We start from the raw sequence: 12,766 nt of genomic DNA, 5'->3' as shown, positions 1-12,766 counted from the left end.
TTCGCAGCTGCTTCATGAAAAATGCCGTCACGATGTGACGGCATTTTTTTCGCCTATGACCGGGGCAAACGCTGGCCCCCTCGGAAGAGGGGGCCACTGCGATGTGTACCGCGGCCTGGAAACGGCGTCAGGCTGCCGCGTTTGCCAATCTGGCTCGGCGGGTGTCGCGAACGAACACGACGAACTTCCAGACGAGAACCAAGCTGATCATCCCAAGCAAGGTGCCGCTGATCGGACGTGTCACAAACACGCTGAACGAGCCTCTGCTGAGCAGCATTGCGCGGCGGAAATTCTCTTCAAGCATCGGGCCCAGAATGAAGCCAAGCATCAGCGGCGCAGCCCCCATGCCCAATCGCAAGAAGGCATATCCGATCAAGCCAAACACTGCCGTGATGTAGATGTCATCCAGGCTGTTATTGATGCTGAATGTGCCGACAATGCAGAAGAACAAGATCGAGGGGAACAGCACGGTATAGGGAATCTTGAATACCGTAAGCCAGTAGCGCACGAGCGGCACATTCAGCAGCAGCAGGAAGCAGTTGCCGATCCACATGCTGGCGACCAGCCCCCAGAACAAATCAGGGTGGCTGCCAATCATGTTGGGGCCGGGCTGGATGCCTTTGATGACAAAGGCAGCCAGCATCAAAGCCATCACGGCGTTCTCAGGGATGCCGATGGCCATCAGCGGAATGAAGCTGGTGCGGGCGGCGGCTTCGTCAGCAGCAGCTTGTCCGGCCACGCCCTCAATCGCGCCATTGCCCATTTCGTGACGATACTTGCTAAAGCGCTTGTCAGCGGCATAGGCAGCGAACTGGGCAATCGTCGGACCGCCGCCAGGCAGAATGCCCAAGACAGAGCCAATCACGCTGCCTCGCAAGGCACTGGGGATGATCCGTTTGAACTCAGCCCAGGTCGGCATGAGTTTAATCTTGCCGTTAAAGGGGGTAAGCACGTTCCGGTTGTCCAGGTTCTTGACGATTTCTGCAATCCCAAAGCAACCCAGCGCAATACTGATCAGGCCAATTCCGTCCTGCAGGAAGGCGAAGTCCATCGTGAAGCGGGCAGTCCCGCTATTCACATCCGTGCCAATCGAGGCCAACAGCACGCCAACGACAGCCATCGCCAAACCCGTCAACATATTGCCGCTGCTGACAAAACTGACGCAAAAGAAGCCCATCAGCATAAGCGCGGCATAATCCGCCGGCCCAAACAGGAAGGCTGCTTCACCCAGTATGGGTGTCATCGTCGACAGCACCACGATAGCGACGGTTCCGCCAATAAAACTGGAAACGCCAGCAGTGAACAAGGCCAGACCTGTCTTGCCATTCAAGTTCATCTGATATCCGTCTATGCAAGCGACAATACTACTTGCGTGCGGAATCTTCATGGTAATGGCACTGACGCTATCTCCGTATTGGGCGCCATAATAAATACCGGCAAGCATGATCAGCGCGCCGCCGGTGGGAATGGAATACGTCAGCGGAAGCAGCAAGCTGATGGTGGACAGAGGCCCGAGTCCAGGCAGCAGGCCGACCAGCGTCCCAATGACGCAACCCGCCGCACAATAAAGAAGGTTTTGCCAGGTTAAAGCATGCTCGAATCCGAGCGCCAGATTATTTAGGATTTCCATCGCAGGCTCTGGTTAGAGTAAGGGCAGGTTAAGACCAAGCAACGTCTTGAAGCCGAAAGCCACGGCAATCAGTCCCACGCAGATCTTTACGTTGCGCAGCGTTGAATAGGACGTGGCAGCGAGCGAAGAGCAGAAAACCAGAAAGATAATGCCTGCGATCATATTGATAAGACCGGATATCACCGCGCATCCCACCAGGCTCAACATGATGATGGAAATGTTCTTGATGCTATGGCTCATCGGAATCGGCTTGATGAAAAACGCCGTTATTGTCGTGATGACGCCGATCACAAACAATACTGAGCTTGCCATTAAAGGGAATAACCCAGGTCCACCTCTTGAGAATGTGCCGACGGGGTAACGCAATGATGCCAGCCCAAACAAAAGGGCGAACGCCATGATGAAAACACCCTTAATAAAATTCTGGTTATTCATTTGGCTATGAATTCCCCCGCCACGCACATTGCCGCTCTGATTTGGCATTTGCTGCCCTCCCTGTTATTAGTGACGTCAACGAATTACGCCGCGTCAGCTTCCTTACAAAAGTCTGAGAAGTCTAATAAGCAGTTCTTTCAGTTCGCTTTCTCTTTTTGCTTCAGTTTTTACTTTTCCATAATCGCAAACCCTAGTTTTGTAAATGTTTGCACTGATGGGCAGCCGATATTCAGCATTAATTAAGAATGCAGTCAGCATGCGGTCAGCCATCATTCAGATGTTCGTCAGAAAATGGAAATGAGTCCGTCAGCGTTGCGGCGGAGTTGTCAGCTTTGTGTGGATTGTTTTCAGCCGTTTCGCGTCGGGCGGCTGCTATGCAAAAAACCAATAGGGATATTGGCCGAGGTATTGAGGGGAGTAGATAACCCCGATGGCGCAAACAGTATTTATTATTTATTGATCTGTTTGATTCGCGCATCGACATGTTTGCGCGAGGGGTTCGCGTTACATGGAATCTGGCAAGCCTTGCCGCGAACGGGCCTTTTACGCCTTGGGGCTCCACAACGCTTCGCGCGTCGCGTCTAAATGCGTCAGATAAAGACGCAGATCAAATTCGTATTGGTGATAGTGCGGCTCCATGCGCAGGCACATGTTGTAGAACGCCTTGTTGTGATCCTTTTCTTTCAGGTGCGCCAGTTCGTGCACCGTGATCATCTTCAGGAATTCGGCCGGCACGGTCTTGAACAATGTGGCCACGCGGATCTCGTGCTTGGCTCGCAGCTTGCCGCCTTGTACGCGGGAGATGTAGGTGTGCTGGCCCAACGCATGCTGGATCACATGAATCTTGCTGTCGTAGGCCACCTTGTTGATCAGATCGCCATTGCGCATGTAGCTGTTTTTTAAGTCAGTCACATACTGATAGAGCGCGCGGTCGGTGCGGACGTCGTGCACGCCCTCTGGGTATCGGGCAAGCAGCGCAGCGCCTAGCTTGCCTTGGTCGAGCAGCTTTTGCGTCTGCATCAGCAGGGATTCGGGGTAGCCGGTCAGATATTTCAGGGTAGACACGATCAGTTGGGGGCAGGTGAAGCAATGGTCAGGCGTGGCCAGATTTCGGCGAAGCGCTTGGAGGCTAACCGTTGGGCATAAGCCTGGATATCTGCGGCCGGGCTGGGGCGCAGCACCAGACCGAACAAATCGGCCAGGCCGTGCGGTGCAATGATGCGTAGCTGTTCATCTGGCATCAGCGCCACGCCTACGCAGGTTGCCGTTTCTGGCCAGCGGGCGATACCGGCGGCAAGCGAAAGCGCCGGGGGCGGGGCGCCTCCAAGGCTGTTCCGGTGCCAGAGGTGCACGCGAGCCTGATTCACCACTTCCCAGGGCGCATCCGGCGCGGCTGCGCGCAGACGCCGGGCAATGCCGGCCTCTTGCGTCGCGTTCAGGTCCGAAGAATCGAAATAAACATAGTCGACATCCGCTGGCGCATGGCTGCCAGCCGGATAGCCATGCAGGTGGTTCCACACCAGCGAGCGCACTGCACCCGCGCCGATGCATCCGCCGGCCGGCGCGTGGTCGCGCGCGGCCCGCAACCAGCGCATCAAGGGCGGGTGGGCCAGGACCAGCGCGCGCAATGCAGCGGCATGTGGGTCCTGGGTAACAGGACGCGCCACGTTATTTAGCGGGTTGCGCCGCGCCTGAAGACGACGGGCAGGGCCATGAAGAACAAGACCGCAAAGAGCGCCAGGCTCCACAAGGCGTACTCGACGCCCAGTACCGGCACCTTGGCATCCATGCAAGTGGCGAAGATGCCGAACAGCCACGGCACTGCGCCGTCCAGGCCGGCGCCAGTCATGAAGCGGTCGGCAAAGGTTTGGTCGCAGGAAAGCATGTTGGCGGCGACGCTGTATTGATACCAGGCGGCGGCAACGCCGACGAGTGATAACAACGCGGCCAGGGCGCCGCACGGGCGGGTCAGCGCACGGCCGCCGCCAAAACCGCCAATCAGGGCGACGATGCCGATCACCAGATAAATCAGGCGCTGCATGACGCACCAGGCGCAGGGCGGCATGTCGAAGACGTGTTGGGACAGCAGGGCGATGCCCACGGCGCCAAAGCAAAAAAGCGCAATCAGGCGGAGCAGGCGTTCAGAGCGGGTAGTCATTGTTGTTCTGAGTCGTGGAGTTGATAGGGCCACACTTAGGCCTTGGGAATCGGAATTGGTTGCATGACCTGGGTCAAAACACCCAGCAGCAATTCACGCGCGCCTTCCCAGAAAATCTGCACCCCCAGGCACAGCATGATGAAGGCGGACAGCCGCATGAACACGGCGGTGCCGTTGTCACCCAGGCGATGCAGCATCTGCGCGGCAAACCGCAGGCAGACATACAGCGTCAAAGACACCGCGATAATTCCCGGAATCGAGCCGCCCAGTCGCACCAGGCTCAGCACATGATTTTGATCTCTCAGCGACACGCCCACGGTGATCGCGGCGGCGATCGATCCCGGGCCGCAGCTGATGGGAAAAGTCAGCGGGTAGAAAGCACGCGCTTTAGCCATTTCGGTGGTGAAGGACTCGGCCATGCGCGCCACGCGCTCGGTGTCGGCATCGGGCGAATTCACCAGCCGCCAGGCGCTGGCGATCACCAGCATGCCGCCGCCCACTCGCACGATCGACAGCGAGATGCCAAAAAAGCTGAGAAGCACGTTGCCGGCCACCATGGCGACGATCAGCATCAGGCACACGTTGATGGCGACACGCTTGGCCAGCACCATACGCGTGGATGATGACGCGCCTTCGGTCAATGACAGGAAAATTGGCGCGATGGCAGGCGGGTTCAAAAACGGTAGCAGTGTGGCTAGCGCAAATAGAAAGCTGCCACCGAAAACACGCAGATAGTCATTGAGCAGCATGGTAGCGGGTGTCGCCTGACCGAAAACCCGGATTGTATTCGGTCCGGGTACGGTCTGGCGATGTCTTGCGAGGCCGGCGTCAGGCGACCCGTTGCAGGGCTTCTTCGCCTGCCAACGCGTCCAGAACGTCGCGTTCAAACTGCATTTGGCTGCGCGGGCGAGTCAGCGCCGTGCCGTCCACGATAAATACGTCTTCCACGCGGTCGCCCAGCGTCATGATCTTGGCCATCAGCAGATTGACTTCGTGGCGGGCAAAGACGCGCGCCAAGGCGTGCAGCAGGCCCGGGCGATCCGTGGCAGTGACAGAAAGACGCCAGGATGTGCTGCGTTCGTCGGGTTGCAGTTCGGCCTGCGGCATAACGGGAAAGACTCGCGACACGCGTGACTGCCGGCCACGGCCGAAATAGCTGCCGCGGCTGGTTTGCGCCTGGGCGGCTGCCTGCGGATCTTTCAGGCGTTCAGCCAGTTCGTGCTCTACCAGCGTGGCTTGCGCCCGCAGGTCGCTCGCCCCTTCGGGCAGCAGCACGATGAAACTGTCCAGCGCCCAGCCGTGGCGGGTCGTGTGGATGCGCGCATCCTGAATGGACAGCGACTTGGCGTCGAAGAAGCCGCAGATGGCAACGAACAGGTCGGGCGCGTCGCGCGTGTAGACCATGATCTGCAAACCTTCGCCTTGCTCGGTGGGGCGGGCTTTGACCACAGCCTGGGTGGGGGCGACCTGGTGGTACAGGTGGCGGGTGTGCCAGGCGATGTCGGAAGCGTCGTGACGCAGAAAATAGGCAACGTCCAGCTGATTCCAGAACGCTTCACGAGCGTCATCGCGCAGGCCTGCCAGCCGGGTTAGGCGGGCGGCTTCTTCCTTGCGTTCGGTCAGCACGGTGTGCGCATCGGCGTGGGCGCCGCCCAATGCCGCCAGCGTCAGTTTGTACAGATCTTCAAGCAGCTTGCCCTTCCAGGCGTTCCAGACCTTGGGGCTGGTGCCGCGGATGTCGGCCACTGTCAGCAGGTATAGCGCCGTCAAATGGCGCTCGTCTTTGACGGTAGCGGCGAATTCCTGGACGACGGCCGGGTCGGATAAATCACGTTTCTGCGCCACGGCGGACATCAGAAGGTGCTGGCGCACCAGGAATTCCACCAATTTGGTGTCTTCCGGCTCCATGCCGTGTTCCTGCGCGAACTTGCGCACTTCGCGGGCGCCAAGTTCGGAGTGATCGCCGCCGCGTCCCTTTGCGATGTCATGAAAAAGCGCAGCGACGTACAGCAGCCAGTGCCGGTCCAGGCCCGCAATCAACTGACTGGCCAGCGGATATTCCTGGGCGTGTTCGGGCATGGTGAAGCGGCGCAGGTTGCGCACCACGGCCAGCGTGTGCTGGTCCACCGTATAGGCATGGAATAGATCGTGCTGCATCTGGCCCACGATCCGGCGGAATACCGGCAGGTAGCGGGGCAGAATATTCAGCATGGTCATGCGCCGCAGCTCGTGCACAATGCCGCGGGGCTGTTGCAGGATTTGCAGGAACAGCTTGCGGTTGACCGGGTTGCGGCGGAACTGGGCATCGATGCGGTGCCGAGAATGCCAGATGGCGCGCAAAGTGCGTGCAGACATGCCGGTGAGTTCCGGGTGCTGCTGCATCAGAAGAAAGGCGCGCAGCAGCAGTGTGGGATTGCGCTCGAAACCGTCGTCGCGAATGATATCCAGACGGTCGCGCAGGTTGCGGAAATCGTCGTCGATGTCGCGTGCGTCGCTGTCGGGCCGCGGGAACAACCGTTCTTCGATGTTCTGAACCAGAATCCCGTTGAGCTGCGTGACGAGCCGCGCTGCCCAGTAATAACGCTGCATCAATAGTTCACTGCCACGGCGAGTGGCCGTGGCATGGATGCCGTAAACCTCGGCCAGCGCCGGTTGCAGGTCAAACAGAACGCGGTCTTCGCGGCGGTTTGACAGCAAATGCAATTCGATGCGCAGGCGCTTGAAGGCTTGCTCGGCCTTGCGCAGGTCGCGCGCTTCGGACGATGTCAAAAGGCCCGCTTGCGCCACCGAGCGCCAGCTGTCTCCGAATCCGGCGGCTCGCGCCATCCACATAATGACTTGCAGGTCGCGCAGTCCGCCGGGTGATTCCTTGCAGTTCGGTTCCAGCGCGTAGGGGGTATCGTGGTACCGCGCATGGCGCTGCTGCATTTCCACGCGTTTGGCGCGGAAGAAAGCGCGGGGGTCCAGGCGCGATTTGGTGGCGGCGTCGAATTTCTTCATCAGCGACCGGCTGCCCGCCAGCCAGCGGGATTCCAGCAACGCGGTTTCCACCGTGATGTCAGCGTCGGCCTCGCGCTCGCAGTCTTCAATGGTGCGCACGCTATGGCCGGGCTCCAGCCCCAGGTCCCACAGCGACGCCACCAGTTGCTCGATGGCGGTCTCGTCTTCGCGGCTGGGGACCTGCGGCAGCAGAATCAGCAGATCAACGTCGGAGTGCGGGTAGAGTTCGCCTCGGCCATAACCGCCAACTGCTGCGAGCGTGGCGCCGGCCGGAAGCGGGTAATGCTTGACCAGATCGCGCAGAGCGGCGTCGACGATACGGCGTAATTCAGACAGCAGGGTGTCCGGGCGTTCGTGCTCTCGGAACTGGGCCACCGCGGCCCGCCGGGATTGCTGAATGCGTTCGCGCAGGGAGCTGAGGTATTCGGCGGTCATGGTGGCGTGCGGCAGGGCCTCAGACGGCGGGGATGATGATGGGTTCGGTGATGAAAGCCGGCGGCGGGGGCATGCCGGGCGACAGGGTCAGCACTTCGTAACCGGTTTCGGTTACACAGACAGCATGCTCCCATTGCGCGGACAGGCTGTGGTCGCGCGTAACAACCGTCCAGCCATCGGACAATTGGCGGATTTCGCGGCGCCCGGCATTGATCATGGGTTCAATCGTGAACAGCATCCCTGTCACCAATTTCACGCCGGTGCCGGGCTTGCCATAATGCAGCACTTGCGGGTCTTCATGGAAGCGCTGGCCAATACCGTGCCCACAGAACTCGCGCACCACTGAAAAACCGTTGGATTCCGCGTGTTTCTGGATGGCGTTGCCGATGTCGCCCAACGTAGCGCCGTTCTTTACCTGCTGGATGCCTTTCCACATGCACTCAAAGGTGATGTCGGTCAGGCGGCGGGCCAAGATGGACTGTTCGCCCACGGCGTACATGCGGCTGGTGTCGCCAAACCAGCCATCCTTGATAATGGTGACGTCAATATTCAGTGAGTCACCGTTCTTCAGCACCTTGTCGCCCGGGATGCCGTGGCACACTTGATGATTCACGGACGTACAGATGGCGCCCGTGAAGGGCGGGTAGCCGGGCGGGGCGTAGCCCACGGTGGCCGACTTCACGTGCAGCACATCGGTCAGGTATTCCAGGCAGAGCCGATCCAGCTCTCCGGTGGTCACACCCGGCTTGACGTAGGGGGTAATGAAGTCGAGAACCTTGGCGGCATCCTGGCAGGCTGCGCGCATCTTGGCCAGGTCGGCCGGATTGGTAATTGTGCCCATGGAGTAACTTGACGATCTCTCGCTTGAATGTCTGCTTGAAAGAATAGTAGAATTATAGGCTTCCCTAAAAATTTGGGGAGCAATCGGGTTACGGCAAGAGCCGATTCCGGTGGCGGGTTGGGCTTTTGATCCCTTTCCTTCCTTGGTAAGTGTTTAGCGCCAATGGCCGCGCTCAAGATAGTGCCAACGATCCTTTCATGAGATCGGCAGCAAGCCCTGAAGTTTCACCGCAAGCGAAGGTTGTGGAGCGAAATCGGGCAGGTTGCCAGCGTCTGGTAGTAGGACTGTTGGGGCAAATTTGGGAGCAATTGTTGGGGCAACGCTCGCCAAAGTCAGGCAGGTGTCATGGGTCTTACTCAAAGCTGGGGCACGGCGTGCTTGTAAGCCCGGTCATGTTTTTGAGCGGCGATGCAGGTTCGGTATGGATGTCGGATTAAGTTCTTGAAAACACTTGTGTTTTCTTAAGAAATGCCCCGATTGTCTGATGCGCGCGGGGCTGTAAGGCCACTGCGCGAAGAGCTGGATTTCGCTGCCAACAAAACAGGTCCGGGTGCGCTTGGTGAGTCGCAGCATGGTTAACCGTGCTGCCAACTGCGGGGAAACCCGCCAGAAACTTCCAGGAAATTCCTGGAGTGTCTGACACTAAGCGCCGTGCAAGCGAGCAGTGCAGGGCTCTAGTCGTGGCGGCCGTCTGGGTTTATCGCAGCAGCATCATTGCGGCAGTGATCGGTCGGCCCGGTTAAAATTTTGTCCATCCCGCATGTTGCGGGAAATCGCGCGCAACACCACCCAGGGTGTCAGCCAGATGCTGATGCAGGTGCGGCGCAAGAAATCAACCCTTGGAGAATTACATGTCTTTGATGCGCGAAATGCTGGAAGCGGGTGTCCACTTTGGTCACCAAACCCGTTACTGGAACCCCAAGATGGCTCAGTACATCTTCGGTCACCGCAACAAGATTCACATCATCAACCTGGAAAAGACGGTTGATAAGTACCAGGAAGCCACCAAGTTCGTGAAGCAGCTGGCTGCTCGCGGCGGCAACATCCTGTTCGTTGGCACCAAGCGCGCTGCGCGTGATCTGGTTGCCTCCGAAGCCGCCCGTTGCGGCATGCCCTTCGTCGACGCCCGCTGGCTCGGCGGCATGCTGACCAACTTCAAGACGGTCAAGACCTCGGTCAAGCGCCTGAAAGACATGGAAGTCATCGTTGCCGAAGGCGGCGCTGAACGCATGATCAAGAAGGAAGGCCTGTTGTTCCAGCGCGAGCTGGACAAGCTGAACAAGGCCATCGGCGGCATCAAGGACATGAACGGTCTGCCCGACGCCATGTTCGTCATCGACGTCGGCTATCACAAGATTGCCATCGCCGAAGCCAAGACGCTGGGTATCCCCGTCGTCGCTGTGGTTGACACCAACCACTCGCCGGATGGCATCGACTACGTCATCCCGGGTAACGATGACTCGGCCAAGGCCATCGCGCTGTACGCCAAGGGCATCGCTGACGCCGTGCTGGAAGGCCGCGAACAGAACATGAATGGTCTGGTCGAAGAGCTGGGTGAAGGTCAGGAAGAGTTCGTCGAAGTGCAGGACAACCAGGCCTAAGCCTGCTGTCATGTCCGGCGGTGAGTAACAGGGAGCGGCTGGAATATCCGTCCGCTCCCGCCTCGCCGGCACTGCGAAGGTGGGCTCCCATCTTCCTGGCCCGCTAATTGCGGGCGTCCCATCGAATCAAATCACTGCCCCGGTCCGCCCGGGGCGTGTCTTAGCAAAAATTGGAGCAAACATGGCTGAAATTACCGCTGCCCTGGTCAAGGAACTGCGCGAAAAGACTGACGCGCCCATGATGGAGTGCAAGAAGGCCCTGACGGAAGCCGACGGCGATCTGGTCCGCGCCGAAGAAATCCTGCGCGTCAAGCTGGGCAACAAGGCCAGCAAGGCTGCTGCCCGCGTTACCGCTGAAGGCCTGGTTGGTCTGTTCATCTCCGCCGACGCCAAGCAAGGCGCCGTCATCGAAATCAACTGCGAAACCGACTTCGTCGCCAAGAACGACGACTTCGTCGGCTTCGTGAACAAGCTGGCTGAACTGGTTGCCACGCAGAACCCGGCCGATGTGGCCGCTCTGTCGGCACTGCCTTTCGGTGAAGGCACTGTTGAATCGACCCGTACCGCCCTGATCGGCAAGATCGGCGAAAACGTCTCGATCCGCCGTTTCGAGCGCATCGAAACGCCGAACGCGCTGGCCAGCTACGTGCACGGCGGCAAGATTGGCGTGCTGGTGGAATACACTGGCGCCGAAGAAGTGGGCAAGGATCTGGCAATGCACATTGCCGCCACCAAGCCCAAGGCACTGAACGCCGACGGCGTGAACCCCGCCGACATCGCCGCCGAACGCTCGGTCGCCGAACAGAAGGCTGCCGAATCGGGCAAGCCGGCTGAAATCGTCGCCAAGATGGTCGAAGGTTCGGTTGTCAAGTTCCTGAAGGAAGTGACGCTGATGTCGCAGCCGTTCGTCAAGAGCGACAAGCACACGGTCGAACAACACCTGAAGGAAAAGGGCGCTTCGGTCAGCAAGTTCGTGCTGTTCGTTGTCGGCGAAGGTATCGAGAAGAAGACCAGCGACTTCGCCGCTGAGGTTGCCGCAGCCGCCGCCGGCCGCGCCTAACCCCAGGGTATAGTGCCAAAAGGCCGGCGCTAGATTAAATTCTAGTCCGGCCTTTTCGCCGCAGGGCCAGCCCAAGGTGAACCCCCACTCTGGGCAGGCCTCTAACTCGCGTAGCGGGTGCGGCGATGGGGAGTTCCCCCATTCTTGTCTTACACTTTCGTCGGATTGTTCCTCGGGATATCACCTATGAGCAGCAGAGCATACAAACGGGTTCTTCTCAAACTTTCCGGCGAGGCGCTGATGGGCGATGATGCATTTGGCATCAATCGCGCCACCATCGTCCGCATGACTGATGAGATCGCCGAAGTCGCCGCCACAGGCGTCGAATTGGCCATTGTCATCGGCGGAGGCAACATCTTCCGTGGCGTCGCCCCGGGTGCGCAGGGCATGGACCGCGCAACCGCCGACTACATGGGCATGATGGCCACCATCATGAACGCGCTTGCCTTGCAAGACGCGCTCAAGCACAAGGGTATCGACACCCGCGTACAATCGGCCCTGAATATCGATCAGGTCGTCGAACCCTACATCCGCCCGAAGGCCCTGCGTTACCTCGAAGAGGGCAAGGTTGTGATCTTCGCCGCGGGTACTGGCAACCCCTTCTTCACGACCGATACCGCCGCCGCCCTGCGCGGCGCTGAAATCGGTGCGGAGATCGTGTTGAAAGCCACCAAGGTGGACGGCATCTATAGCGCGGACCCCAATAAGGACCCCACCGCTACGCGCTATGCGCGCATCAGCTTCGACGAAGCGATTGTCCGCCGTCTGGAAGTCATGGACGCCACCGCGTTCGCGCTGTGCCGTGACCAGAAACTGCCGATCAAAGTGTTTTCGATCAATAAGTCCGGCGCACTCAAGCGAGTCGTCAGTGGCGAAGACGAAGGCACGTTGGTACACGTCTAAAGAAAAGGAAATTTCATGAGCGCCGCAGAAATCCGCAAATCCGCCGAGGCCAGAATGGCCAAGTCGCTTGAAACGCTCAAGATCAACCTGGGCAAGATCCGTACGGGCCGTGCCCACACGGGTATCCTGGATCACGTTCAGGTCGACTACTACGGTTCGCCCGTGCCCGTTGGTCAAGTTGCCAACGTGAACCTCGTGGACGCTCGCACCATCAGCGTGCAACCCTACGAGAAGCAAATGGCCGGCCCCATCGAAAAGGCGATTCGCGAATCCGATCTGGGCTTGAATCCCATTTCGATGGGCGACACCATCCGCGTTCCGATGCCCGCTTTGACCGAAGAGCGCCGCCGCGATCTGACCAAAGTGGTCCGTAGCGAAGGCGAAGATGCCAAGGTGGCTGTGCGCAATCTGCGCCGTGAAGCCAACGAAGCATTGAAGAAGCTGGTCAAGGACAAGGAAATCTCCGAAGACGACGAGCGTCGTTCGCAGGATGACGTCCAGAAGCTGACGGATCGCAGCGTGGTTGACATCGATAAGATGGTCACCCAGAAAGAAGCGGAAATCATGACCGTATAATTTCCGGATGGGCTGGGGCGGGCGGCTGTGCCGCTACGCTCTGGTTTTCAGTCCATTCTTGCCTAAGCGCCGTCATATCCATTGCCTCGCAGCACCCCTACGTAGCGATGGAACGACGGCGCAGGTT

12 protein-coding genes are annotated in these 12,766 nt (G+C 59.1%); 4 read left to right on the top strand and 8 right to left on the bottom strand.

Annotated elements, in window-relative coordinates; genetic code table 11:
* Positions 1–127 precede the first annotated feature (127 nt).
* The 8 genes from RAS12_RS09445 to map form a co-directional block, all read right to left on the bottom strand.
* Positions 128–1,630: a tripartite tricarboxylate transporter permease gene (locus tag RAS12_RS09445; protein ID WP_306947566.1), complete on the bottom strand. Its 1,503-nt coding sequence runs from the start codon at positions 1,628–1,630 to the stop codon at positions 128–130.
* Between the two features lie 12 nt (positions 1,631–1,642).
* A complete protein-coding gene (locus tag RAS12_RS09440) occupies positions 1,643–2,065 on the bottom strand; it encodes a tripartite tricarboxylate transporter TctB family protein (protein ID WP_306951377.1) in 423 nt (140 codons plus the stop codon).
* 543 nt (positions 2,066–2,608) lie between these two features.
* Positions 2,609–3,130 (bottom strand): YgjP-like metallopeptidase domain-containing protein, encoded by a 522-nt coding sequence (locus RAS12_RS09435; protein ID WP_306947564.1) that lies wholly within the window; start codon positions 3,128–3,130, stop codon positions 2,609–2,611.
* 2 nt (positions 3,131–3,132) lie between these two features.
* Complete coding sequence (locus RAS12_RS09430; protein WP_306947563.1) at positions 3,133–3,732, bottom strand: nucleotidyltransferase family protein; 600 nt, start codon at positions 3,730–3,732, stop codon at positions 3,133–3,135.
* Between the two features lie 5 nt (positions 3,733–3,737).
* Positions 3,738–4,223 (bottom strand): disulfide bond formation protein B, encoded by a 486-nt coding sequence (locus tag RAS12_RS09425; protein WP_306947561.1) that lies wholly within the window; start codon positions 4,221–4,223, stop codon positions 3,738–3,740.
* A 35-nt stretch (positions 4,224–4,258) separates the two neighbouring features.
* Positions 4,259–4,972 (bottom strand): MarC family protein, encoded by a 714-nt coding sequence (locus tag RAS12_RS09420; RefSeq protein WP_306947559.1) that lies wholly within the window; start codon positions 4,970–4,972, stop codon positions 4,259–4,261.
* Between the two features lie 79 nt (positions 4,973–5,051).
* A complete protein-coding gene (locus RAS12_RS09415) occupies positions 5,052–7,658 on the bottom strand; it encodes a [protein-PII] uridylyltransferase (protein ID WP_306947557.1) in 2,607 nt (868 codons plus the stop codon).
* A 19-nt stretch (positions 7,659–7,677) separates the two neighbouring features.
* Entirely contained in the window at positions 7,678–8,499 is an 822-nt protein-coding gene (gene map, locus RAS12_RS09410; protein WP_306947555.1) for a type I methionyl aminopeptidase, read from the bottom strand.
* An 851-nt stretch (positions 8,500–9,350) separates the two neighbouring features.
* Here map and rpsB point away from each other — a divergent pair.
* From rpsB to frr, 4 genes are all read left to right on the top strand, one after another.
* Positions 9,351–10,100 carry a 30S ribosomal protein S2 gene (gene rpsB, locus RAS12_RS09405; protein ID WP_306947553.1) on the top strand — a complete coding sequence of 250 codons (750 nt, stop codon included), beginning with the start codon at positions 9,351–9,353 and terminating at the stop codon, positions 10,098–10,100.
* 181 nt (positions 10,101–10,281) lie between these two features.
* Complete coding sequence (tsf, locus tag RAS12_RS09400) at positions 10,282–11,160, top strand: translation elongation factor Ts (protein WP_306947550.1); 879 nt, start codon at positions 10,282–10,284, stop codon at positions 11,158–11,160.
* 186 nt (positions 11,161–11,346) lie between these two features.
* Positions 11,347–12,063, top strand: a complete 717-nt coding sequence (gene pyrH, locus RAS12_RS09395) for a UMP kinase (RefSeq protein ID WP_006223440.1) — start codon at positions 11,347–11,349, stop codon at positions 12,061–12,063.
* Between the two features lie 15 nt (positions 12,064–12,078).
* The gene (frr, locus tag RAS12_RS09390; RefSeq protein WP_306947544.1) at positions 12,079–12,639 is read left to right on the top strand and encodes a ribosome recycling factor; all 561 of its coding nucleotides are present in this window, start codon (positions 12,079–12,081) and stop codon (positions 12,637–12,639) included.
* The last annotated feature ends 127 nt before the right edge of the window (positions 12,640–12,766 follow it).

Source organism: Achromobacter seleniivolatilans (assembly GCF_030864005.1).
Classification (GTDB): Bacteria; Pseudomonadota; Gammaproteobacteria; order Burkholderiales; family Burkholderiaceae_B; genus Achromobacter; species Achromobacter seleniivolatilans.
The sequence above is the reverse complement of the archived record's forward strand: the minus strand, read 5'-3'. Positions and strand labels throughout refer to the sequence as shown.

Coding starts and splice junctions, on each gene's coding strand:
- RAS12_RS09445 (WP_306947566.1), bottom strand. CDS start 1,630: ATGGAAATCCTAAATAATCTGGCGCTCGGATTCGAGCATGCTTTAACC.
- RAS12_RS09440 (WP_306951377.1), bottom strand. CDS start 2,065: ATGAATAACCAGAATTTTATTAAGGGTGTTTTCATCATGGCGTTCGCC.
- RAS12_RS09425 (WP_306947561.1), bottom strand. CDS start 4,223: ATGACTACCCGCTCTGAACGCCTGCTCCGCCTGATTGCGCTTTTTTGC.
- RAS12_RS09420 (WP_306947559.1), bottom strand. CDS start 4,972: ATGCTGCTCAATGACTATCTGCGTGTTTTCGGTGGCAGCTTTCTATTT.
- RAS12_RS09415 (WP_306947557.1), bottom strand. CDS start 7,658: ATGACCGCCGAATACCTCAGCTCCCTGCGCGAACGCATTCAGCAATCC.
- map (WP_306947555.1), bottom strand. CDS start 8,499: ATGGGCACAATTACCAATCCGGCCGACCTGGCCAAGATGCGCGCAGCC.
- rpsB (WP_306947553.1), top strand. CDS start 9,351: ATGTCTTTGATGCGCGAAATGCTGGAAGCGGGTGTCCACTTTGGTCAC.
- tsf (WP_306947550.1), top strand. CDS start 10,282: ATGGCTGAAATTACCGCTGCCCTGGTCAAGGAACTGCGCGAAAAGACT.
- pyrH (WP_006223440.1), top strand. CDS start 11,347: ATGAGCAGCAGAGCATACAAACGGGTTCTTCTCAAACTTTCCGGCGAG.
- frr (WP_306947544.1), top strand. CDS start 12,079: ATGAGCGCCGCAGAAATCCGCAAATCCGCCGAGGCCAGAATGGCCAAG.